Origin of the sequence: Flagellimonas alvinocaridis, from assembly GCF_004916895.1 — a bacterium.
Lineage (GTDB): Bacteria > Bacteroidota > Bacteroidia > Flavobacteriales > Flavobacteriaceae > Flagellimonas > Flagellimonas alvinocaridis.
The window spans coordinates 1-23,579 of sequence record NZ_SNTZ01000013.1 but is presented as its reverse complement, the minus strand read 5'-3'; the positions used below and the strand labels follow the sequence as shown (position 1 = coordinate 23,579).

The window sequence follows — 23,579 nt, the reverse complement described above, 5'->3', positions numbered from 1 at the left end:
CTGTACAATGACCCCGATCAAAGATTGGGGACCTTCTCGTTGTACTTGGGGATCAGTTTACCATCTACCCAACTTAGCTCACGGGTTTCCACGGCAGTCTGTATCCAATTGGAGGAAGCATCCAAGTTTTTCCCTTGCTCTTTCTTATAGAAAATTTTATCTGGGATGCCACCGTGATCATCTGGAAAGATGAGGTTTTCGGAATAATAAGAACTCCCGGTGTCTGAAACTTGTGAAAGTTGGACCACTTCGGTGAGCATATGGTTGTGGGGAAACAAATAAATACCTCCATTTTCCCTATCCTCGGTATTGGACATATAATCAATAAAAAGGATTCCATCTAAATTGGGTACCCCTTTATCGCCCAAGACCGAAATCTTAAAATCGGTATGGACCAAGCGGGTCTTTTTTTCCCAATAGGTACCGTCCTGCACATGCCTGATGTTCAAAAACACAGTATTTCCCTGTTTGGAAAGTGCAAAATAGTAATGGGTACCCTTCAAGGTTTTCCTTTGGATGGATAGTAGTCCACCAAGGATATACCCGGTCATTTCATTGTACTTTACTTTGTAAAACGGGGAATCAAAACCGTTGTAAGGCCAAGAATTTGGGGTTATTTCAATGATTTTTACCCATTCCCCGATTTTAAGTTTCTGTAAAACGTCCGAGGAGGTGTCCGGAGCTGTCCTCAGTTGTGCCTCATTGCCAAAGACATAGACCTGTTGACCGGGTTGAAATTCACCGAAACCATCATGCTCAGGGCTGTGCTGCGAAAAAATGAAAGAAAATGTAAAGATGGAAATGAGTAGTGTGATATAAAAACGTGCCTTCATGATTGTAAATTTTAAAGATTAGACTAAGGCAGTTCTTAGGGAGGTCTTTATATATACGGCCAGAAATATGGGAATGGTTTACGGGTCATGCGAAAAGGGCGAACAGATTCATACAAACAGAGAAGCCGCGTCCATGGCAGGCACGGCTTCTAAAAAATCAACAAAAAACACTATCCTCTTCTTCCTCTCTCCTGCATTTTCTTTTTGCCATGCATGGCTTTATGTTTTCTCATTTTCTTCCAGGTTTGGTATTGGTCATCGTTCAATACCTCTTTCATTTTTTCCTGATGAGCGATTTGACGGTCCAATCGGGCGTTTTCCATTTCAAACCGCTCATCGGAAGTGGGTTTTGTCCATTCGCCACTTTCTTTTTTGGCTTTCATTTCTTCCCACTTGGCTTTTCTGAACTGTGCCTCATCCAGATGTATTTTCATGACCTTTTGTTGCTGGGCATTGGTCAAATCAAGGGCCAATGTCATTTTTTTGGTCTGGAGCGTGGCCATCTGTTCTGGAGTCATGTCCATTTTAGGGCCTTTGTGCATTTTATGACCATTTTGCTTTTGCGCCATGGCACCAAGGCTTACCAATAGTGCCATCAATACTGCGAATCGTTTCATATGTTTAAATTTTAATGATTTGTTCCTTGGACAAAGGTTTTGTTCCATGGTTTAATCACTAAAACAACAATTGTGAAGCTTTTAACAGTAGTGGGTCAAAGGGAAATCACTTTTGATCTTCCTCAAAATCAAGTTGTGGGTTTTCAGGTTCCATTTCATCCTGGAACTCTGCCTCTACGAAGGTTTCGGAATTAATGTGCTCTTGGAACTCGTCTTGTTGCTCAATTTGGTAGTACATCAAGGAGGCAACTACAAAGCACGAAAAATAGATAAGGCTTTTTGTTTTGTAGGTCATGATTTTGAGATTTGGGACTACTAAAGTAGTTAATCCAAATATCAAACTCCATGATATGTTGCGAAACGCCTCGTTTTAGATGTGAACGGGATGAAATGTATGGTATAACCGATAAAATGGACAGTTTACCTCTCAAGAACCCATTTCCAAAGTAAATTCTTACAAAAAGATTGCGGCTATTTTGGTTCCAAAATCATATCAATGCGTTCCAAGGCATCTTGAAGGTGGTACCGGCTCATCGTATCTGAAATTCTACCAAGACCACCTCGGATATCGCTTTTCAAATTGTTGAGTTCGGCCCTGGCCACGGAACGAATATCAGACTGACTGGTATTGACCACCGTCGATTTTTGATAACCTCCAAAATCAGGAAGCTTACCCAAATTATCTGCGGTCATCAAGTATTCCAAACGATCGATATGGGCTTTCTGAAGGTTCCTTCTATACGTATCAATAGCCTTTCCACTTCGGGTTTCGGACCAGATTCCCCTACGAAGGTCACGCATCATTTCCAATAACCCATAGGCATTATTGCCATTGATGGTCTCATTTTCTATGATTCGGGCCAATTTGCCCAAATGCAGAACCGTGTTCAAGTAGCGTACTTGCATGGCACGGATACGGTCTACCGAGCCCGAATATTGGATTTTATTGATAATGTTCTGATCCAATAACCATTCAGGGGTTTCAAAGAGCTGCTCTTGTAGAAAGTCCATGCAATTTTTTTGGTGTTCTCGGTCTACATGGGTATATACGGCGCCTTCTTGATCGGCAGTTTTGTGGTATTCGTATACTCCCCCGATATTATTGGACACATGCCCCATATATCTTTGGAACTGCGCAATGATCTGCCCGTACATGGTTTCCAGGTCTTCGTAATCCTTGCCATCCTCCGTGGTCCATGCCATAAGATTGGGTACAATACGCTTAAGATTGGCAATACCGTATAAACTGGCTTTTACCGCATCGTCACCTAAATCTTCTGTTTGTGAGCTCGGGTCATGGATATCCCCAATTTGTTGATGTCCAAATCGGTACATAGGGTCGTTCTCATGTGCCCTGATCCAACTGTTCAGGATGGGTTTTTCTTCTTCGGCCGATTTGTCCAAAATAGGCTTGTACCCCCATCGAATGGCATATTTGTCGTATATGCCAATATTGGGCATAAGGGCCACGCCTTCATCACCCGGCTGGGCCACGTAGTTGAATCGGGCATAGTCCATGATGGCGGGTGCCGTACCGTATTTTTTGGTAAAGCTTGCGGAACGGAGTGAATCCACAGGATAAGCCACACTACTTCCCATGTTGTGGGGAAGTCCAAGGGTGTGTCCCACCTCATGGGCAGAAACGAAGCGTATCAGTCTACCCATAATATCTTCTTTGAACTGTACGCTACGAGCATTGGGATTGATAGCTGCCGTTTGGACAAAAAACCAATTACGCAATAAACTCATGACGTTGTGGTACCAGTTGATGTCGGATTCCAAAATCTCCCCGCTCCTAGGGTCGCTTACGTGCGGACCATTGGCGTTGGGGATAGGGGAGGCCAAATACCGGACCACCGAATAACGTACATCCTCTGGAGACCATTCTGGGTCTTCCTCCTTGGTGGGAGGGTCTTTGGCAATGATGGCATTTTTAAAACCTGCTTCCTCAAAAGCTACTTGCCAATCCTCTATACCCTGTTTAATGTATGGAACCCACTCTTTTGGAGTAGCACGGTCCACATAATACACGATAGGTTTTTTGGGCTCCACCAATTCACCGGCTTTGTATTTTTCAATATCCTCATCTTTCACTTCCAAGCGCCAACGATCCAAATAGCGAACCGTCTTGCTTTCTTGGGCATCCAAACCATAATCCACTTGGCCTCTGGCAAACCAACCTACGCGTTCATCAAAATACCTACGTTTCATAGGCTCTTTGGGCAGTAGAATCATGGAATTGTTGATCTCTACAGAAATGGAACCTGTACTTTGATTGCTGGGTGGTTCTCCCGCCATGTAGGTTTTTACGTGGCGTGCCTCTATGTTCAATGGGTAGCTTTTAATGGATTCGATGAAGCTACGATCACCATCCATTCTGCTTATCTTATACTGCTTGCGATACCCATCGGGCATGCCAAGAGCATTTACATCTTTACTGAAAAGTGGATCAACCTCAATTACCGTTGCTGGGTTCAAGGAATCTTTTTTGTTGAATGCCTTTATATCGAAGGCAAAAAGTACGGGTTCAAAATTAGAGTTGACCACCGCTTCGTGTACAGGTAATGAGTCCGCAGCAACATTTCCGTAGGAAATTACCCGGAGCAATACCTTTTTGGGTTTCTTTTCCCAACGTAATACTTGTGTGTTGATCTTGCCTCCACCAAAACCTATTCCGGTGGCGGTCTTGGAAATACGACTCACCATGAGCATTTCCCTGCTAAAAAGTGAATCTGGAATTTCGTAGTAATATTTATCCTCTACTTCATGAACGCTAAAAAGACCTTCGTCGGTTTTGGCCTCTTTGGTAATCACTTTGTCATAAGGTTGAATATCCCCCGGTTTTGGTTTGTCTTCTTTTTTTTGTTCGGTGTCCTTTTTTTTCTTTTTGAAAAGTTGCGCTTCTGCAGATTGAAAAGCACCCAATAAAACAAATAAAACGATTAGCTGAGGAAGTAGTTTTTTGATCATTTTCACATTGGTTTGTATATAGCCGTAAAGCCAAAGAACTAAAAAATGAATAAAAAGGACTGTTAAATAAATATTAATGCTCACTTTTTTTGTGAAAAGCCTCAATCTTTCGGAGTCCTGCGTTTTACTGATGCTTCCCGTGGAAACCCCAACTATAGCTGGGCTGAAAGGGGGTCTCAATTTGCTAAAAAAATCTAAACGACTGTAACAATTTGAAATTTGGGCCGTCTTATAAGCATATCATCAATCAAAAAATTCAATCAAAAATGAACAAGTTATTATTAATTTATGGATGTGTACTTTTAAGTAGTACGGCCATAGCAGCAGACCAGCAACCCAGTGTGGTCCAACAATCAGAATCGGAGACCACAAGCACCTTTGAAAACAGCTTTACAGCATTGAACCTAAATGCTGATTGGTATGAAACCTCCTTTGATTTCTCTGAAGGAACAAATGAAGGATTTTATGAACTGAATTTGGACGAAATTGAGTTCGTGGAGGATGAAATGGACATAGACCTAGGGTTTAATACTTCAGAGTATCTCCCCAGGGGCTTTAATCCCTACGAAACCTATTTTGATTTGAATTCCATTATATACCTTGAAAGCGAAGTTGAATTGGATTTGGGGTTCAATACTCACAATTATTTGCCAGAAGGCTTTAATCCTTATACCGAGGTAGTGGATGTTCATAGCATTAATTTTATGGAGGAAGAAGAATTGGAACTTGGGTTCAATACTTGGGATTATCTCCCTGAAGGGTTCTCTCCTTATCAAGTCTATGTGGATTTGAACGCCATAGCCTACATGGAGGATGAGGTAGAATTGGAACTTGGATTGGATGTAGAGTATATGCTTCCTGAAGGTTTTGATCCTTATACCAATGTTATTGAAATTGCATCTGTCAACTATGTTGAAGATGAGGAAATAGACTTGGGTTTTGATACTTCAAAGTACTTGCCCCAAAACTTCGATCCTTACGCAGGTCAGGCGAAGTAAAATGAGTTGGTTTTCATTTTACAATTTTTGAATTGGAAAAGGCTCTCTTTTGGAGGGCCTTTTAAATTCAAGAAAAGCATCGTAATGGATTGATTAACAAAAATATAACATAAGTATTTTTAATATAAAAAAGACAATGAAAGTGCGTTCATTCCAACGAATCCATAAAATTTGATGGACACAGGCAATGGTTTCATAAAAAAAGGAGAGACCGGTTGAAAAAATGATTTAAGCACCAATTTTCCTACAGCGTTAACAAAAATCTAATTATAATAATCTTCACTATTTGGGGTTATATCTTTGTAGTGTAATTGAAAATAGGCGTCATCAAGCATACGACGTCGCTTTTAAATTTTTCCACTGTAGAATGGATGATGAAAAATGACAAGAGGTACTGAAGGGGTTTTTAAAAGTATAGCATAGAAGAGAGTTGAGTTAGTTTCTTACTATTTTTTTGAGTTAGTTAGTTTGTCGATGCCCTTCCAACCGGAGGGGCATTGTTTTTTTAGAACAATACTGGAATCACAAACTTGAATACCAAAACTAAAAGCAATACAGCAATCAGATTCAGTATAATGCCTACTCGGGCCATTTGGGCAATCTTTACGTGACCACTGGCAAAGACAATGGCGTTGGGCGGTGTGGCCATAGGTAACATAAAGGCGCAACTACTGGCTATGGTAACAGGTATCAAAAGGTAGAGGATTGGAATGTCAAGACCAATGGCAATACCAGCAACCACTGGGGCTAAAACAGCTACAAGGGCCACATTGCTCATCAGTTCCGTCATGAACAACATCAAAAAGATTAGTAAGGAAGCGGTCAAAAGAATGCTTATCTCGCTTTTCGCAATGGCATTCGCCACCATATCCACAATACCACTGCTAGACATGCCTTGGGCCAGTGCCAGCCCACCTCCAAACAGGATCAGTATCCCCCAAGCCAATTTGCTGGTATCTTTCCATTCAATGATAAAATCTCCCTTTTTGAGGTTGTAAGGGATGGAAAACAACGCAATGGCGGCAAAAATACTGATCATGGTATCGGTAAGGCCAAGGTTGGGAAAAATACTGTTGAAAAGAGTCCTGAAAATCCAAAGAAAAACAGTGACGGCAAAAATGGCAAGTACCAATTTTTCTTTTCCCGAAGTGGGTCCCAATTTCTCCAATTCTGAATGTATCACTTCTTTGGAGGCATTGAACTTTAAATCCCTGTTGGGAAACATCCATTTCACCAAAACCAAGTAGCAAATACCAATCATTACAATGGAAAAGGGTAGGCCAATGGTCATCCATTTAAGAAAAGAGATTTCAGTATTGTATTCGTTCTCCAGGAGTCCAATCAGGACTGAATTGGGTGGCGTTCCGATTACGGTGGCAATTCCACCAGCATTGGCCGAAAAAGCTATACCCAGCATAACGCTCAAGGCAAAATTTTGATCGTTCTTGGTAAACCCATCCTCGTCATTGATCAATAGATTGATGACGGACAGAGCAATGGGCAACATTACCACTGTACTGGCCGTATTGCTGATCCACATACTCAATGAGCCTGTCGCGATCATAAAACCCAAGATCACCTTATTGGGCGTGGTTCCGGTCAGTTTAATGATGTTCAGGGCAATGCGCCTGTGCAGGTTTACCTTTTCCAAAGCAAGTGCCATCACAAATCCACCAAAAAAGAGAAAAACAATGGGACTTCCATAATTGGCGCCCACCTCTGCAATGGGCAGTATTTTTAGAATGGGTAGGAGAAGCAAGGGCAATAGTGCTGTCACGGAAATGGAAACCGCTTCGGTAATCCACCAAATGAGCATCCACACAGCAACGGAAATAACCGCATCCCCTTTTTCGGAGATGAGCACTACAGGTAGATAGTTTAAGATAAAAAAAGCGACGGGCCCCAAAATAAGCCCCAATCTTTTGCTTAGTTCCATTAAGGTCCTAAGCTATGCTTTTTTGTGAAAATTTAAAAATCAGTTTTTATTCAATAAAAAAGCCCCAAAAGTTTTGGGGCTTTCTTTTATGTGAACGATGAACTATTTTATTTTGAATGTGAGCCTTCCAAAAATATGTCGGCCATTTGTGCCAAACTGTACGGATCGTCTGGAATAAATAAATCTACCATCCGATCTAAAGGCCGGATCATTTTCATCGGGATACACATCTAGGAGGTTATTGGCACCAATGGTAAGTCTTAGGTTACTTGAAAAATCATAGCCTACAGTAAGGTCGGTAATGATCTTTCCACCAAAGGTTGTATCAACCGTTGGGTCATCATTGTTGGTGGCCTCCTCTACTTCACCAAAGTACCCATTTCGCAAGAAAAAGCTCCAGTTTTCCCCAACCTTAAGGTTGTGGGATAGGTTCCCTTTTGTGGTTGGAACAGCACCTTCCAGATAAATTCTACTGGTGGGGTCAAAATAGGTGTCACTTAACCCTGCGTTGGCAATGGCCGTGGGGACCTTAATATTTTCTACACTGGTTTTAGAAAAAGTAAAGGCTAGTGTATTGGTCAAAGAGATGTCATCTGATAAGGTTACCTTATGGTCAACTACCAAATCCAATCCTTTGGTTTGGGTGTCCACAGAGTTGGCAAAGAAGGCCGCTTGCGTGGCATTGGCTTGTTGGAACAAATTGGCCAGCTCGGCGTTTCCATTGTCATCAAATTGCCCGGTTAGGATTACCCTGTCATCAATATTGATCAAATACCCGTCCAAGGTGATTTTAAGGTTGGCTGTGGGTATACGGGCCGTAAAACCCGCAGTTACCCCAAACGATGTCTCTTCTTTGAGGGGCTCAATACCCAACAGGCGGGCCACTCTGGAAGTATTTGGGAAAATACCTACCTCGTTGGGGATTCCGTCAACAAATAAGGTGGAAGTGGAACTGTAATGGATTTGATGTAATGAGGGAGCCCTAAAACCAGTTTGAAGACCACCACGTATATTGAAATTCTCCGAAGCTTTGATTCTGGAAGCCAATTTAAAGTTCAAGGTTCCCCCAAAGTCGGAAAAGTTTTCATACCGAACAGCACCACTTACCAAAATTGATTCGGTGAAGTCGGCCTCAACATCAAAATACCCAGCAATGGTATTTCTAAACGCATCTACTTCATTGTCTGGCTTAAATCCAGGAAACACCTGAATACCACCGGGTCTTGAACTCCCAAAAAAGTCTGCGGGCACCGAAGAGTCAGGGTCAAGAGGGTCATGAACGTTACCTTGGGTGTTGTATTGGGCATACGAAGCCTCTTCCCCAGCAACAATGGCATAATTTTCTACCCGATACTCCGCCCCGAACGCAATATTGAGTCCAGCCAGGATATCATCAAAAAACTGACTCATATCAAAATTGGTGGTATTCTCACTATAGTTAAAGCCACCTGAATCTGCCTCAAAAGGGGTGGAGTTGGCCAAGGATGCATTATTGGAATTGGTGATTCGGTACAAAAACTCATTTTTGCCATACGAATTGCTAAAATCCACATTCCAATCTCCCAACATGCCTTTGATGCCAAAAGCTGCTGATTGGTCCGTTATATTCGAATTGATTTCTGGTAAAAAACCATTCAGATAGGCAGGTGTATAGGTTCTGGATTGGTTGGGCAAACGATAAAACCCAGCGGCAGACCCTGTTTTGAAACTAAGGCCGCCGAATCCATAAAGCTCCAGATTTTCTCCAAGCGGAATAGAAAGGTTGGCGAAGAATTGGGCACCGCGTATTTCGGATTGCCCTACTTGCATATTAAAATCGCTACGTTGAAGCCCTCTGGCAGAAAGTTCTGATTCGGTGGCGTCTGCACTTAAAATACCTTGCAGTTCTTCTTTGGTCTCATCACCGTTTAGTGTAATTCCTGCTGATCCAGCATATTGAAAGATATCGGCAAGGTCATCATCCAACAGAAGGGAGATGTCATAATTATCGGCTTGAGCCACCCGTTCTATGCTATTGTAGGCATTAAAAATGGTTCCTTCCCATTCTTGCATACGGTTGGTGGACCCCCGATAGTTGAAATTACCGGTAAAATTGATGAAACCGCCTTCCTCGCCAATGGGTAGCCCATAGTTAAGTCCAAGGTTTATCTTTTCCCCATCCACTTTTTTGTCTGGGCCATGCTCACTCGTGAAGTTGGCACCAGTGGTTAGATCTACTTGTAGTTCGTTCACACTTTTTTTGAGCACGATATTGATAACCCCGGCAATGGCATCTGACCCGTACTGGGCTGCGGCTCCGTCCCTTAAAATTTCTATCCTGGAAATGGAGTTCGAGGGGATTGTGGTCATATCGGTTCCCACACTACCACGGCCAAAGGTTCCATTTACGTTTACCAATCCAGTTTTATGTCTTCTTTTTCCATTGATAAGCACCAGTACCTGGTCAGGCCCAAGTCCACGAAGGGCCGCGGGGGCAATATGGTCCGTTCCATCCGAAATACTTTGTGGGTTGGAGGTAAAGGAGGGAGCGGCATAGTTAAGGATTTCGGTAACGGTTACCTGTGGTGCAGATTGTACTAGTTCGGTAACATCGAGTACATCTACCGGGACAGGCGTATCGGTTGCGGTTCGGTTGGCATTTCTAGAACCAACTACTACCACGTTTTCCAGTTCCAATCCAGCTTGTAGGGTTACATTTAGCAATGTACCACTTACTGTTCTTTCTTGGGTGTTGAAACCAACATAGGAAAATACCAGCACATCACCGGAACTGGCCTCAATGGTATATTTTCCATCAAAATCGGTAATGGTACCGATGGTGGTTCCTTTCAATAAAATGGATACCCCGGGCAAGGGAATGTTTTGGTCATCGTAAACGGTTCCTGTAACCTCTTGGGCAATGGTTGTTAATGTAGCCAAGAGGGCTAGGAAAAAGGTTAGTTGTAACTTTTTCATGTTAGTAGATTTTAGTTAGATATTATTGTGGGGGCTGCTGGAATTCCTTAAAAATTTTGAAGGAATTATCCAGTAAGGTAACTGTTTTTTTTCAAACAGGGGTTGAATATCAGTGTATTGATGCAAAAAGAAAGGCCCAAAAGGGCCTTAAAATTGAGAAAAGGATTTCTCAAAATCATCTCTGAAAAGTCCTTTTCGAAAAGTTATTTTATACCAAACACCTATTTTGATAGTAGCTTAACCGGTATATTTTGCCAAGAGGGAATCTTCCGTTTTTTCAACTTTTAAAAGCCCATGTTTGCTCAGGTTTTTGGTGCTCTTGTCCCATTTTTTTCCACTAAGGCCAGCTTTCTCCTTAAGTTCGGACAAAGACATTTCGCCTTGCGGTTTAAGAATGTCCAAAATAGCTTTTTCCTCTTCGGTAAGCTCCACTTTTTTCTTTTCAGGCCGCATTTGAGGGAAGAACAACACCTCTTGAATGGAAGAATTGTTGGTCATGAGCATCACCAAACGATCTATCCCGATCCCGATCCCGGAAGTAGGGGGCATACCGTATTCCAAGGCACGCAAGAAATCTTGATCAATGAACATGGCCTCATCATCCCCTTTTTCTGAAAGTTTTAGCTGTTCTTCAAAACGTTCCCGTTGATCAATGGGGTCGTTAAGTTCCGAGTAAGCATTTGCCAATTCTTTTCCGTTCACCATCAACTCAAAACGCTCGGTAAGCGCAGGGTTGTTTCGGTGCTCTTTGGTCAAGGGACTCATTTCCTTTGGATAATCCGTAATAAAGGTGGGTTGTATGTAATGGTGCTCACATTTTTCACCGAAGATTTCATCAATGAGTTTGCCCACACCCATGGTCTCGTCCACTTCAATGTCCAATTTTTTGGCCACTTCACGAAGTTCATCCTCGCCCATGCCCGCCACATCGTAGCCCGTATGGATTTTTATAGCCTCCAAAATGGGAACCCGCGGATATGGTGCCTTAAATTCTATTTCGTGGTTCCCTACTTTTACTTTGGAGCTTCCCGTAGCATCAACGGCCACTTTTTCCAATAGTTTTTCAGTGGTGTCCATCATCCAGTTATAGTCCTTATACGCCACGTAAAGCTCCATTACGGTAAACTCTGGATTATGGGTACGGTCCATTCCCTCGTTACGGAAGTCTTTTGAAAATTCGTAAACACCGTCAAACCCACCAACAATCAATCTTTTTAGATATAGCTCGTTGGCAATCCGTAGGTACAAAGGTATGTTCAATGCATTGTGATGCGTTAAGAACGGACGGGCTGCCGCTCCTCCTGGAATAGGTTGAAGAATCGGGGTTTCTACCTCCAGATATCCACGTTCGTTGTAGAATTCACGGATACTGTTCGTAATCTTTGTTCTCTTGATAAACGTGTCCTTTACCTGCGGATTCACCACTAAATCCACATACCGTTGACGGTAGCGTAGTTCGGGGTCGTTAAAGGCGTCATATACTTTTCCTTCCTCGTTCACTTTTGGCAGTGGCAATGGTCTTAACGCCTTACTAAGCAAACTGAAGTTTTTCACCATTACGGTTTTTTCGCCTACTTGAGTCTTAAAAAGTTCACCCTCAACCCCGATGATATCCCCAATGTCCAAAAGTTTTTTATAGACATCATTGTAAAGTGTCTTGTCGTCATCTGGACAAATTTCATCCCTATTAAAGTATACTTGGATACGACCCTCACTATCTTGAAGTTCAGCAAAGGAGGCTTTTCCTTGGATTCTGCGCGACATCAATCTACCGGAAATCACTACTTTTTTTCCTTCTTCAAAATCGTTCTTGATACTCTTGGAAGTGGTATCAACAGGATACAATGCTGCAGGGTAGGGGTTGATTCCCATTTCCCTAAGTTTGGTCAATTTTTCCCTTCGAACGATTTCTTGTTCCGATAGTTGCATAGTCTATAAAAAATTAAAGCGCAAAATTACACTTTTGCGCTTTAATATTTGGCCTTGCTCTAGCCTTAATGTGCATAATTGGGGATATAAGCCTTGTTTAAGACAATTTGGGCAATGTCTTCTTCCAAGTTTTCAATGGGTCTTTCCACAATGCGGTTGACCTCTTTCCCATTTTTAAAGAAGATCATGGTGGGAACCTTTATGATGTTGAGTCCCTTTTCCTCACCCGTTGGACTTTTTTTGTAGTGCTCTTTCCTTCTGTCCAAAGCAATGATCTTTAATTGGTCCATGGGAAATTTGGCGGCTTCCAATATTTTTATGAACCTAGGGACCTCCCTTTTACTATCGCCGCACCAAGTGCCAAGGAACAATGTAACGTTGTAATCTTTCAATTTTTTTCTAAAGAGATGTACCAAGGTAGGGTCTACGGTGTAGTTTTGATATCCTTGCAGGTACCATGATTGGTAGGGAAGAGCTTCCAGATTTTTTAAATTGATTTCTCCTATTAAAAACCGGTTGCCGTTTTCCAAAATAATTTCTTGATGGTACGCCTGAGAAAGGCCTCGACCGGTGCATAGCATCAGCAGGACTGTAAAAATGATGGATTTCATGATTTTTCGATGTTTGGATTAGAATCGAAAATTGCATGAAAACTGGGCTTTAAACTGATTTTCTTGGTTGGAAATAGGGACTAGACCCCCGGTTGATTTTTTGTTTGTAAAGTGATACGATTTCTTCACGTGAAGAAACCCCCAGCTTTTTGTAGAGATTGTTGATGTGGGTTTTTACAGTGCTTAAACTAATGAATAGTTCAGCTGCTATTTCCTTGTTGCTCATATCTTGTAGAATATAATCCACAATATTCCGCTCTTGGGGGGTAAGCTGCTGTAAATTGGAGCGTACATTAGCCTGTAGTTTAATTTTTCGGGTGGCCAAAAAGTACATGTTGGCCAATATGGACAGAATCAATAAAATTTGCAAAATCCATTTCCACTGCCAAAAGCTGGATGCACCGGTGTTCGCCAATTGTTGGTCCAACCCGATTTCTGTGCGAAATTCCTCGGTGAAGCTTGTATTGGGATAGGTAGACTGTAATCGGTGGGAAAGGCCTTGGTAATATGGATTGGTCTGCAGGTCTTTGAGGTAATAACGATAGGTTTCGCTCCTTTTGTCCGATAAAAAATCATAGATATAAAGTTCCACCAAAGGCTCTCCGGAATTTTGTCCAAAATCTTGCAGGGTAGAAAACCATTTTTTTTCATTTAGGGCCCTATTGGCATCACTGTGATACTCCATAAAATTATAGGCCATTTCCTCTTTCAAGGCATTAACTTGCAATAACAGATCCGATTTTGGATTGGTGGAAGTGACCGAGCAGAGTGCTTGGTCATCAAAAGAGGGTGGAAAATAAAGCGTATCCCTGTTGTGCCCTATAAAAACAATACTTTGACTGTTGCTGCATTGTCCCAGAAAATGACGGGCTTCATCATCATTGGAGCAATTGTCCAGATGAATTCTATACATTCTGTTTTTATCTGGAAGATGGTTTCCGCTGAACCGAAAATTACCCAATGAGTCCACTTGGGTTTTTGCGATAATCTGGTTTACATAAATGCGGGATGCCTTTCGGTAGTCCTCCACCAAGGATAGGTAGATGTTCTGTCCTGGTTGGGCTTGCACTACTTTTCCCGAAAAGTGGTACTGTCCAAATAGTAAATTGGAACCCATCAGAAGTAAGGAAAAGACAAAAAACCGCATATTAAAATCAATAAACCTCAAAAATACAGGTTTTTATGTAACAAATGTTTTGATCTGTATACTAATAAGTATCATCAATCAAAATTTATACCATGAGTTTTTGGAGAGTGTTGTTGGCCATTCTTTTTCCACCCCTTTCGGTAATCGGAAAAGGTTGCGGCTCTTTTTTTATTGTGCTACTTTTGACGTTTTGTGGCTGGGTGCCCGGAGTTATAGGAGCCCTTGTCATTTTAAACAATACGAACTGAAAAGTATGAAAAACATTAAAGTTTTTATTTGCGCGCTGGCAGCTCTGGTTGCCTATTCCTGTAATTTTACTGAAGAAATCCATTTTGAAGAGGATGGTTCTGGAAAAATGTCCATCAACTTTGACGGTTCCGAACTCATGCAAATGGCAGGGGATGAAATGGCGAAGACCAATGAAAAACCTGTCGATAGTATTATTTCGTTCAAAGAATTATTGGAAGAAAAGCACGACAGTATAGCTGAGCTTACCCCGGAAGAGCAGGCCAAACTAAGGCGTTTGGAACACTTTAACCTGCATATGGTCATGAATGCTGAGGAAAAAGTCATGAAGTTCGACCTGTTTAGTGAATTTAAAGATGTAAGTCAGGTGAATGACGCTTTCAATGCTTTTCGGGAGGCAGGAATGCTGAATGCGGGCAAGGGCCAACAACAAGCCCCAATGGCAGGTTCTGACCAAGCCACAGAAGTCAATTACACCTTTAATGGAAACACCTTTTCCCGTAAGGCAACAATTATCGATGAAGAGTTGTTCCAACAGAGTTTGGATAGTTTGACTGGGGCCGAGATGTTCCTTTCAGGGTCTACCTATACAATTAAATATCATTTCCCCAAGAAAGTAAAGTCAACCAATTTGGAAGAGGCTACGTTTAGTGCCGATGGAAAAACACTCATCTACGAAATGTCGTTTTTAGACCTGATGAAGGACCCGACTGCTTTGGACCTTCAGGTAGAGCTGGAAAAATAGATTTCCACCCCAAGCCTTCGTATCTTTGCAGCATGAACAAAAAAGTAAAGGTTCAGGACCTTGGACATAAGGATTACAAGGAAACGTGGGATTACCAAGAAACACTTTTCAAGGATATAGTTGACCTAAAGGTCAAGAATAGAAGAGAAGGTGCCGACGTGGATACCCCCAACCATTTTTTGTTTGTGGAACACCCCCATGTCTATACCTTGGGCAAAAGCGGGGACATGGACAATCTGTTGGTGGATGAACAGGTGCTGAAAACAAAGGGGGCCACTTTTTATAAGATCAATAGGGGTGGAGATATTACCTATCACGGCCCTGGACAAGTAGTGGGCTACCCCATTCTGGATTTGGACAATTTTTTTACGGACATCCACAAATACCTTCGGTTTTTGGAAGAAATGGTGATTTTGACATTGGCCGAATATGGCCTAAAAGCCGAACGCTCTGAAGGGGAAACCGGTGTTTGGTTGGATGTGGGCACTCCCTTTGCCCGAAAGATATGTGCCATGGGCGTACGGGCCAGTAGATGGGTAACCATGCACGGCTTTGCCCTGAACGTCAACACGGACTTGGGCTATTTTGACCTTATGATTCCCTGTGGGATAAAGGATAAGGCTGTAACTTCCCTTAATGTGGAATTGGGTAAAAAGGAAGTGGATATGGAAGAGGTGAGGCAAAAACTGCTTAATCATTTTGTAACCCTTTTTAACGCGGAACTGGTAAAAGAAAAAACCGAGGCATGACCCCGGTTTTGTGCTCATCCGCTTAAGCTGGTCATAAGCTGTATGCTGTAAGTACAGAACTGGCCATTAATTTACCACTTTTATTATAGGATTCCTGTTTTACCATCCCTATGCCTTCGGCGATCCATACCCTTGAAGGCATGGTCTGGTTGGCCATTATCATTTTGGTACGTGTCTCACTGTAGATGACCAGACAGTTTTTAAATGTGCCAGCCGGAGTGGTCACTGTTTCTATTTTTTCCACTTTTCGGTTGATGGTCTCCACATTCATGTTCATGTTCATGGCGCCGCCCATTTTCATCTGTACGGTAACATTACCATCCGGAAGTTCCTGTCCCACCCCAAGATTACTGGGCAGTTCTATATCTGTTCCAGAGACTTCCACTTCCATTTCGCCCAATTGGTTCAACATTTGTTCGTTCATCAATGACTTAAAGTCAATTTTCACCTTATCCCCATCGCAGGTAACATTGTATTCAGAATCGTAAGTATTGCCCTTTTGGTCTTCCAATTGCATGACCATGGTTGCGGTAACATTGTCTCCCGACCCGTTTACATTGGTAACCTTGTAATTGATTTTTCCTTCTTCCTTTCCTTTTTTGTCATAGCTGGTATACTCAAAGTTTGCGCCATCCACCAAAGGATAATAGTGGCTACAGTTTGATTGCCCCAATACAATGCCCATGGAGAACATTACGGTGAGTAATGCAAAAAAATAGTGTTTCATGATGTTATGTTCTTATTGTTTTATGAATTCAACTCTTCTGTTCTGCGCCTTCCCATCTGGAGTGTTGTTATCTCCTACGGGCTCACTTTCCCCTTTTCCTTCCGAAGTCAATCGGTCTGCGGATACCCCATAGACAGATATCAGGGTGTTTCTTACAGCTTCGGCCCTGTTCTTGGATAGTGTTAAATTGCTTTCATCTGTGCCATCAGAATCTGTATGTCCCACAATTTTTAGTTTCATGGAAGATTCTTGGGCCAATACTTGGGATATTTGTAGAATAATCCCCATGGATTGGGGTTGAATGTTTGCAGACCCTACATCAAACAGGATGCCATTGGTTGAAACCTTGCCATCTGAAAGAAGTTTTCTGCGAAGATCCACCCCTCCTTCGGCCACTTTAAGGTTGGAAATAAAGATTTTTTCCTTTCCATCCTTTATCCCATTTACATTGAACTTAAGGGTAGTCAACTTGTTCTCTGGGACCAAACGGGGGATATCCACATATTTTTCTTCGTTTACCCAAAGTCGGAAACGGGCCTTGTTCACCGCAATGGAAATATGGGGCTGGTTGAGTACAGCCTGTCTTATATCGGCCCTTACCTCACTATTGATTGCCGTTCCCTCACCGTAGATATAGTTTTTTGCTCGTATTCCAAAAGCGGCATATTGGCCTACAGGAAGCCAAGCCTCAACATAATGGTTGCCTGCCTTAAAATTTTCATCATCACTCAAAGAAATCTCTATTCCTGCCGTGGATGATGTCTGGTTGTCCATACCGTGGGTCAACAAGTCGAACTCAATGGTGTATTCCTCGGGGAGGTTGGGCATATTGGGAATATAGTGAATGCCGTATCCGGGAATGAGTTCCATCCAGCGTTGTGGAGAATTGTCTATGGTAACCACTTCGCCGCTACCATTGGTGTTCCATTTGGAAGGGAAGTCACCTATAAAATCCTTGGAATAGTCATCAAAGAACATGAGTTTGTCTCCTGGTACGAAATCGAACTTACTGTAAACGGTGATGCTTTTGGTCTGTGGCACGTCTGATGAACCAGTATTGGTATTGTTTCCTGAATTGTTGCCTGTACTCGAGGGAGTGTTTCCAGTTTGAGGATTACCGGGTGCTTGATTTCCGCCAGAGCCTGGTTCCAGAATACTGTCCAGTGCTTGATCGGTCTTTTCGCTTGTTTCTTTTTCAACCCTTCGTTCAATGGTACGCTGAGCGGCTTTTTCAGCTTTCTTACCCAATTTTTTCAAGAATTGGGCATTCATGCTGGAGCCAATCATCAGTGCAATCAACAAACTGAAGATGGTTTTGCTTGAGGTTTTCATTACGGTTTACTTTAGTTAAGGTTTTTGAGCAAAATAATGCTATCCAAGATACTAAAAAAGCATTCTGCGGAAGGGTGAAAATGTGTAACTCGTCTAAACTAATGTATAAGCCGTAGTGAAGTTATTGTTAATTCATTTTATACACAATGAGTGAGTTTTCTTGGTCCTTGGCCACCAATTCCAATTTTTTGTCATTGTCCATGTCGGTAAGGTCAATAAGGGAGTTGCCAAAGACTGGGAAATTGGGAATGGGTTTTGCTTGGCTGTCAAATAAATATATTTTTTGGCTTTGTATATCGGTGACACTCACATAGATTTTGTCATGGATGTAGAAAATTTTGGGTTTGGAGTATACCCCCAAATCCAGCTCAACTTTTTTTCCTTTAATGCTGAGTACATTATCGTCCATGAACACCAAAGTGTTGCTTGTTGCGTACATGCCATGGTCATTGTTCAGATTAAAATTGGTGGCAGTTAGCTTTCCATTGGTATCTATTTGGTGGAGGACCCCTTTTTTGTTGGTCATGGAAATCTTGTTCTTATAAAGGAATGCTTCATTGTTGGAGAAATCTATCTTTTCGGCCACTTTTATCCGGTCTTTCCCGGTACGGTGCAAAATTTTAAGGGTTTGGTCCTCTAACTGAAATACCAAGTAATCTCTGTTGGATACCCTAAAATGTTTTGGAGTTGTAATGATGGGACTGGTTGCTTCGGTAAAGGTAAAGCCACCCACAATTTTTGCCTTGTTGTTGTACATATGTACTTTTCTTCCTTGGGTGATCACAAACCGATAGTCTTTTTTTCCATCATAATCGAAAACGGCCAGGGGATTTAGGTTGCCGCCTTCAAAATCTATTTTGAATGGAGGTACATCTTTACCGTTACGATCAATGATCATAAACTGGTTGCTTGTGCAAAAGGCCAATTGGAGTCGTCCGTTCTTGTAAATATCCACTTGTTGAATAGGGCCGCGAATCCTACTGTCCAGCTGTTTGGTCCAAAGCACTTTTCCTTCCGTGGAAACCAGATACAACACATTGTTTTGGTCCTGCACCACAATTTCCTGCTTATTGGTCCTATGGTTTTTCACAAATTGGGGGTCTATGGCAAGATCCGTATCAAGTTCAAGCGTAAAAAGAGGGGTAACTGTATTGCTGGTGACAGTTTTCCCTACTTTGGAAATCAATATGTTGAAATGTGCAAAATCACTGTCCGCCACTAGTTGTGTGGCAAAGGTAAATTCGTCTAAATCCGTTTTTTGGATGGGATCGGAAAGTTTGGTTGCTAATTCCTTATCGGCAAAAAAATCGATTCCATCACCCCCTGAAATAAAAAGTACACTGGACTCACTGGCCAATGGTGTCTTTGCGGTTTGGTAGATAGGGCTGTTGCTGAACGATGTACCACTGCTATGGTTGTTGATGATGGTCTGCAATGCCTCTTTGTCCTCGGAAAAAATAAAGCTATTTTCCAGAATGGTGTAAAAATTGGAATCAAAATCCGATACCAAGGGAGCAAACCCTTCGGACAGAAGATTTTTATTTTGCAGTTCGATGATTTCACTGCCCTGATAGGTTTGTGCCGAAGCTTTGTCCCTTTCCAAGAACTCGGTGAGACTTTCGGTGCCAAAGGAGTTGAGTAGCACCACCTTTTGATTGTTCAAATAAATTACGCCCACTTCTTCAATGGTGTTAAAGAGAGAGTCAACAGGCTTAGTTCTATCAAGATAGGTATTCTGGTTCTTGGCAAAAACCTGATAGTCATCAAAAGTATAGGACAGTATGGCTTGCGCATTCAATGGTGCAAAAAGAGGGGTTTTATTGGCCAATGGTGCTGTTCCTTTAAATAAATTGATGAAATTTTTGGTGGAATCGGGGGCCATGGCAATACCATTAAGGTTTACCTCGTCCGAGTTGGCGGTAAAGTCGAGCGATACCCATTCCGAAAAGGGCTTTGAAGCTTTATTTCCATTCTTTAGGGACAAAAGCGAAGGGTTTTCGTCCAGATTTATGAACAATGTAGCCGACTTATTGATCGCTGATGTCGCATACAATTTCTCAAGGGTAGGGTTTACGGGATTTTCGTTTTTGGCCCGCACCATGTTTTCCATGAGCATTTGCGAGGAGCAGAGAGCTATTTTGCCATCACTGACCATGGCAAAGACTGCATAATCATCCAAGCTGTATTTGGTAATGTCCTTGCTTTCATAGGATAGGGTCTCAATAGTCTTGTTGGCCGCTTCATCCACGTTAAAGAAATTAGGGTTGTTTTCAGCAAGCAGCACAAAATCATAATTATCCTTGCCCACTTGATAAAATGCAAGAATACAAGGTTGGTCCGTGGAAACATATTTCATCCCGTCCATTTGGCCCAGGAGTTCCTTATAAACAGAGAATCCGTTGGTTTTTCCCAAAAAGGAATTGTTCTTTAGTTCGCTTTTAAAATTGGAAAGATTACTGACTTTAATAATTAAAGCTGGATTGGGAGGAAGGTGGCCCAATAATGATTCTTTGGTCTTCACCTCGGTTTTGCAGGATAGGATAAAAAAAGGGAGCAAGCAAATAAGTACCTTAAGTCTCATTTTTGAAGTTTAAAACAAAGTTAGGATTTTTAAATATCCAGCGTTAATTGTTCTGGAAGCTGTCTGAAGCTTTTTCTGTGATATTTTGTCAAACCATATTTTTTTATGGCTTCCCGATGTTCCTTGGTCGGATAGCCCTTGTTCTTTTTCCAATTGTACATGGGGAATTCTTCATGTATGGCGGCCATATACGCATCCCTGTAAGTTTTGGCCAATATAGATGCAGCTGCAATGCTCATGAATTTTCCATCACCTTTAATGATGCACTCATGTGAAATGGATGGGTAGGGTTTGAAACGATTTCCATCCACCAAAATAAAATCAGGTTTGTGGTGCATATCATCCAAGGCTCGGTGCATGGCCAAAAAAGAAGCGTTGAGGATATTGATCTCATCAATCTCATCTTGAAAAACATGGCAAACAGAAAAAGATACTGCTTCTTTTTCCAAAATGGGCCTTAGGATATCCCTTTTGGCCTCGGAGAGCTGTTTGGAGTCATTCAGGAGGGTATTCTTAAAATCATCAGGTAGAATAATGGCGGCTGCGGTTACCGGTCCAGCCAAGCAGCCTCGTCCTGCCTCATCGGTTCCAGCTTCATTGGGATACTTATATAGGGTTTTAAGCATGTTACTCAATATATGGGAAAGATAATAGCTTGGGAGGGTAATGCCAAATTTTGGCTGTTAACCCACTCTCCAGCATCTGCCACAACCAAACTTTTCACATTTCTTTAGAAACAAAACGTATACCTTTGCCAGACCAAAACCATGGAATGAGATTTCTATTTTTTGCACTGCTCTTTTTTTTGGGACAAGCTCTCTTTGCACAACAGGACTCATTGCCTCCACAAAAAGAAGCAGATTCCTTGAGGATTGTCAAGAAAGATTCTTTGGAACTACAAAAAGTGGATTCGTTGAAGGTAACGGAAATGGATTCCCTAAAGATAAAACCAAAAGATTCGATAAAGCCATCAGGAATTGATAAGCGGGAGAGGTTTGTTAGGATGCAAAAGAAGATTGAAGAGGAAGATTCGGTTTTCATTGAAGACTATAAAATTATATCTTATCTAAGGGATACTACCTTTTTAGATACTACACTTACCATAAATAAGGAGTACAAATACAATTATATCCGCCAAGACGATTTTGAGTTGATGCCCTTTTCCAATATGGGACAACCCTATAATGTACTAGGCAGAACTTTTACGGAAAACCCATATTATCCCCGTTTGGGAGCAACGGCCAAACACGCCCGGTACTTTGAGGTAGAGGACATTATGTATTACCATGTTCCTACCCCAATGACAGAACTGATGTTTAAAACCTCCATGGAGCAGGGACAATTTTTAGACGCCTTGCTAACATTCAATCTGTCCAAGAGGTTTAATGCATCCTTGGCCTATAATGGATTTAGGTCTCTAGGGAAGTATAGATTTGATCAGGCCCAATCAGGAAATTTCAGGGCTACCTTTAATTATTCAACCCAAAATGGTAGATATGGGTTGCGAGGTCATATTGCAGCGCAGGAAATAGAGGCGGATGAAAATGGAGGCCTATTGAACAGGGAACAGTTTGAAGGGGAACTGGACGATTTTCAGGATAGGTCAAAAATAGATGTCAGGTACACGAATGCAGGTAATAGGATTTTAGGGAAACGGTATTTCTTTGACCATAGGTACAAATTGGTGAACAGTCCAAAGGATTCTCTTGACAAGGACCCAACAACACTTACCATTGGCCATGAATTTACATACGAAACAAAATTGTTCGACTTTAACCAATCGGCCCAGAATGATGCCTTTGGGGATGACCCATTTTTAGTGCCTATAGAGGACAGGGCCAGGTTGAAGACCATGTTCAATAAAGGTAGTGTGGAATTCTCCAATAGAACTTTGGGAAAACTTACAGGAAGCGCAAGTCTATATAACTACAACTATTACTTCAATAGTATTTTAATAACGGAAGAAGGAACCATTCAGAATAAACTGGACGGACAAGAAATAACGGTTGGAGGAGCGTATTCCAAAAGAATTGGACCACTGTCGTTAAAAGGAGAGTTGGATTATACTGTAGCAGGCGATCTTACAGGCAACAGATTGAATGCCATGGTGGATTATAAATTGAACGAGAGCACTTCAATTATGGGAGGCATCCATATTTCATCCCGAATGCCAGATTTTAATTATCTGTTGTACCAAAGTGATTACAGAAACTACAATTGGCAGAATACAGATACTTTTGAAAAGCAACAAGTGAAAAGCATAAAGGCAGGTTTCAATTCAAAACTATTGGGTAGACTGGAAGGGGAGTACAGTATGATGGACAACTATACCTACTTTTCATCTACCGCTACGCAAGAACAGATTGATAATGGTCAGGGAACTGCTTTTGTGAAACCCTTTCAAGAGTCCTCAACCATAAACCATTTAAGGGCAAAGTACACCAAGGAGTTTAAATGGAGGAAATGGGCATTGGCCAATACGGTATTGTACCAAGAAGTCACACAAGACAATCAAGTACTTAATCTTCCCCAATTGGTCACTAGAAATTCCTTGTATTTTTCGAGTAATGTATTTAAAAAAGCCATGTTTCTACAGACCGGGGTAACCTTTAAGTACTTTACTTCTTATAATATGAATGCATACAACCCATTGCTGGGTGAATTTTACATTCAGAACAATGAAGAATTGGGAGGATATCCGTTGCTTGATCTATTTATTAATGCCAAGGTCAGGCAAACACGAATATATTTAAAGGCGGAGCACCTTAATTCCATCTTTTCAGGGCCCAATTATTATTCGGCGCCTAACTATCCATACCGAGACTTTGTTATCCGTTTTGGATTGGTTTGGAACTTCTTTTCATAAAAGAAAAAATAATTTTCAGAGAGGGTCTCTGAAAAACAGCAGCTTACATTTTTAACGCATTTTTTTGAAAAAAAATACAGCAAAACATTTTGTGGAGAAGAAATAACCTTCTTATATTTGCACCCGCTTAGCTGATAAGGCAAGGCGCTTCGGGAGGGCCGAGAGGTGTTTTCCCGGGGAAAAAGAGTGAAGAAGTTCATATACATATTGTAACGACAGCGTAAAGAGAATTAAGAACCATTTTGATGCGGGGACTCTGGTTTCCGGGTGTCGGACAGACATTCAAGGAAATACAATGAAGAGTTTGATCCTGGCTCAGGATGAACGCTAGCGGCAG

At 41.8% G+C, this 23,579-nt stretch carries 18 protein-coding genes; 5 read left to right on the top strand and 13 right to left on the bottom strand.

Features of this window, described 5'->3' with window-relative positions:
• Window positions 1-17 precede the first annotated feature (17 nt).
• The 4 genes from EZV76_RS14975 to EZV76_RS14960 form a co-directional block, all read right to left on the bottom strand.
• Window positions 18-833 carry an SH3 domain-containing protein gene (locus EZV76_RS14975; protein WP_136567380.1) on the bottom strand — a complete coding sequence of 272 codons (816 nt, stop codon included), beginning with the start codon at window positions 831-833 and terminating at the stop codon, window positions 18-20.
• Between the two features lie 170 nt (window positions 834-1,003).
• Complete coding sequence (locus EZV76_RS14970) at window positions 1,004-1,450, bottom strand: DUF4890 domain-containing protein (protein WP_136567379.1); 447 nt, start codon at window positions 1,448-1,450, stop codon at window positions 1,004-1,006.
• A 106-nt stretch (window positions 1,451-1,556) separates the two neighbouring features.
• Window positions 1,557-1,745 carry a hypothetical protein gene (locus EZV76_RS14965; protein ID WP_136567378.1) on the bottom strand — a complete coding sequence of 63 codons (189 nt, stop codon included), beginning with the start codon at window positions 1,743-1,745 and terminating at the stop codon, window positions 1,557-1,559.
• A gap of 176 nt (window positions 1,746-1,921) precedes the next feature.
• Window positions 1,922-4,420: a zinc-dependent metalloprotease gene (locus EZV76_RS14960; RefSeq protein WP_136567377.1), complete on the bottom strand. Its 2,499-nt coding sequence runs from the start codon at window positions 4,418-4,420 to the stop codon at window positions 1,922-1,924.
• 266 nt (window positions 4,421-4,686) lie between these two features.
• Here EZV76_RS14960 and EZV76_RS14955 point away from each other — a divergent pair, with 266 nt between their 5' ends.
• Window positions 4,687-5,418, top strand: coding sequence for a hypothetical protein (locus EZV76_RS14955; RefSeq protein ID WP_136567376.1), 732 nt, complete (start codon window positions 4,687-4,689; stop codon window positions 5,416-5,418).
• 505 nt (window positions 5,419-5,923) lie between these two features.
• Here the strand turns inward: EZV76_RS14955 and EZV76_RS14950 are convergent.
• The 5 genes from EZV76_RS14950 to EZV76_RS17440 all read right to left on the bottom strand — a co-directional run bounded on the left by EZV76_RS14950 (window position 5,924) and on the right by EZV76_RS17440 (window position 14,017).
• Entirely contained in the window at window positions 5,924-7,354 is a 1,431-nt protein-coding gene (locus EZV76_RS14950) for an SLC13 family permease (protein ID WP_136567375.1), read from the bottom strand.
• A gap of 102 nt (window positions 7,355-7,456) precedes the next feature.
• Window positions 7,457-10,309 carry a TonB-dependent receptor gene (locus tag EZV76_RS14945; protein ID WP_136567374.1) on the bottom strand — a complete coding sequence of 951 codons (2,853 nt, stop codon included), beginning with the start codon at window positions 10,307-10,309 and terminating at the stop codon, window positions 7,457-7,459.
• A 237-nt stretch (window positions 10,310-10,546) separates the two neighbouring features.
• Complete coding sequence (gene lysS, locus EZV76_RS14940; protein ID WP_136567373.1) at window positions 10,547-12,238, bottom strand: lysine--tRNA ligase; 1,692 nt, start codon at window positions 12,236-12,238, stop codon at window positions 10,547-10,549.
• A 65-nt stretch (window positions 12,239-12,303) separates the two neighbouring features.
• A complete protein-coding gene (locus EZV76_RS14935) occupies window positions 12,304-12,849 on the bottom strand; it encodes a thioredoxin family protein (RefSeq protein WP_136567372.1) in 546 nt (181 codons plus the stop codon).
• A 49-nt stretch (window positions 12,850-12,898) separates the two neighbouring features.
• A complete protein-coding gene (locus tag EZV76_RS17440) occupies window positions 12,899-14,017 on the bottom strand; it encodes a response regulator transcription factor (protein WP_313790967.1) in 1,119 nt (372 codons plus the stop codon).
• A gap of 71 nt (window positions 14,018-14,088) precedes the next feature.
• On the opposite strand from EZV76_RS17440, the gene EZV76_RS14925 reads away from it, so the two are divergent.
• The 3 genes from EZV76_RS14925 to lipB are packed head-to-tail and all read left to right on the top strand — an operon-like array spanning window position 14,089 to window position 15,736.
• Window positions 14,089-14,244, top strand: coding sequence for a YqaE/Pmp3 family membrane protein (locus EZV76_RS14925; RefSeq protein ID WP_073177245.1), 156 nt, complete (start codon window positions 14,089-14,091; stop codon window positions 14,242-14,244).
• 5 nt (window positions 14,245-14,249) lie between these two features.
• The gene (locus EZV76_RS14920; RefSeq protein WP_136567371.1) at window positions 14,250-14,987 is read left to right on the top strand and encodes a hypothetical protein; all 738 of its coding nucleotides are present in this window, start codon (window positions 14,250-14,252) and stop codon (window positions 14,985-14,987) included.
• 32 nt (window positions 14,988-15,019) lie between these two features.
• On the top strand, window positions 15,020-15,736 hold the full coding sequence (gene lipB / locus EZV76_RS14915; RefSeq protein WP_136567370.1) for a lipoyl(octanoyl) transferase LipB: 717 nt from the start codon (window positions 15,020-15,022) through the stop codon (window positions 15,734-15,736).
• Between the two features lie 31 nt (window positions 15,737-15,767).
• Here the strand turns inward: lipB and EZV76_RS14910 are convergent, their stop codons facing one another.
• The 4 genes from EZV76_RS14910 to rnhB form a co-directional block, all read right to left on the bottom strand.
• On the bottom strand, window positions 15,768-16,463 hold the full coding sequence (locus EZV76_RS14910) for a TapB family protein (RefSeq protein WP_136567369.1): 696 nt from the start codon (window positions 16,461-16,463) through the stop codon (window positions 15,768-15,770).
• A 12-nt stretch (window positions 16,464-16,475) separates the two neighbouring features.
• Window positions 16,476-17,795 (bottom strand): OmpA family protein, encoded by a 1,320-nt coding sequence (locus tag EZV76_RS14905; RefSeq protein ID WP_136567368.1) that lies wholly within the window; start codon window positions 17,793-17,795, stop codon window positions 16,476-16,478.
• Between the two features lie 127 nt (window positions 17,796-17,922).
• Complete coding sequence (locus EZV76_RS14900; protein WP_136567367.1) at window positions 17,923-20,376, bottom strand: ribonuclease HII; 2,454 nt, start codon at window positions 20,374-20,376, stop codon at window positions 17,923-17,925.
• Window positions 20,377-20,405: 29 nt separating this feature from the next.
• On the bottom strand, window positions 20,406-21,002 hold the full coding sequence (gene rnhB / locus EZV76_RS14895) for a ribonuclease HII (protein WP_136567366.1): 597 nt from the start codon (window positions 21,000-21,002) through the stop codon (window positions 20,406-20,408).
• Between the two features lie 146 nt (window positions 21,003-21,148).
• Between rnhB and EZV76_RS14890 the strand changes: the two genes are divergently transcribed.
• Window positions 21,149-23,242, top strand: coding sequence for a putative porin (locus EZV76_RS14890; protein ID WP_236640937.1), 2,094 nt, complete (start codon window positions 21,149-21,151; stop codon window positions 23,240-23,242).
• The last annotated feature ends 337 nt before the right edge of the window (window positions 23,243-23,579 follow it).

Coding starts and splice junctions, on each gene's coding strand:
- EZV76_RS14975 (WP_136567380.1), bottom strand. CDS start 833: ATGAAGGCACGTTTTTATATCACACTACTCATTTCCATCTTTACATTT.
- EZV76_RS14970 (WP_136567379.1), bottom strand. CDS start 1,450: ATGAAACGATTCGCAGTATTGATGGCACTATTGGTAAGCCTTGGTGCC.
- EZV76_RS14965 (WP_136567378.1), bottom strand. CDS start 1,745: ATGACCTACAAAACAAAAAGCCTTATCTATTTTTCGTGCTTTGTAGTT.
- EZV76_RS14960 (WP_136567377.1), bottom strand. CDS start 4,420: ATGATCAAAAAACTACTTCCTCAGCTAATCGTTTTATTTGTTTTATTG.
- EZV76_RS14955 (WP_136567376.1), top strand. CDS start 4,687: ATGAACAAGTTATTATTAATTTATGGATGTGTACTTTTAAGTAGTACG.
- EZV76_RS14950 (WP_136567375.1), bottom strand. CDS start 7,354: ATGGAACTAAGCAAAAGATTGGGGCTTATTTTGGGGCCCGTCGCTTTT.
- EZV76_RS14945 (WP_136567374.1), bottom strand. CDS start 10,309: ATGAAAAAGTTACAACTAACCTTTTTCCTAGCCCTCTTGGCTACATTA.
- lysS (WP_136567373.1), bottom strand. CDS start 12,238: ATGCAACTATCGGAACAAGAAATCGTTCGAAGGGAAAAATTGACCAAA.
- EZV76_RS14935 (WP_136567372.1), bottom strand. CDS start 12,849: ATGAAATCCATCATTTTTACAGTCCTGCTGATGCTATGCACCGGTCGA.
- EZV76_RS14925 (WP_073177245.1), top strand. CDS start 14,089: ATGAGTTTTTGGAGAGTGTTGTTGGCCATTCTTTTTCCACCCCTTTCG.
- EZV76_RS14920 (WP_136567371.1), top strand. CDS start 14,250: ATGAAAAACATTAAAGTTTTTATTTGCGCGCTGGCAGCTCTGGTTGCC.
- lipB (WP_136567370.1), top strand. CDS start 15,020: ATGAACAAAAAAGTAAAGGTTCAGGACCTTGGACATAAGGATTACAAG.
- EZV76_RS14910 (WP_136567369.1), bottom strand. CDS start 16,463: ATGAAACACTATTTTTTTGCATTACTCACCGTAATGTTCTCCATGGGC.
- EZV76_RS14905 (WP_136567368.1), bottom strand. CDS start 17,795: ATGAAAACCTCAAGCAAAACCATCTTCAGTTTGTTGATTGCACTGATG.
- EZV76_RS14900 (WP_136567367.1), bottom strand. CDS start 20,376: ATGAGACTTAAGGTACTTATTTGCTTGCTCCCTTTTTTTATCCTATCC.
- rnhB (WP_136567366.1), bottom strand. CDS start 21,002: ATGCTTAAAACCCTATATAAGTATCCCAATGAAGCTGGAACCGATGAG.
- EZV76_RS14890 (WP_236640937.1), top strand. CDS start 21,149: ATGAGATTTCTATTTTTTGCACTGCTCTTTTTTTTGGGACAAGCTCTC.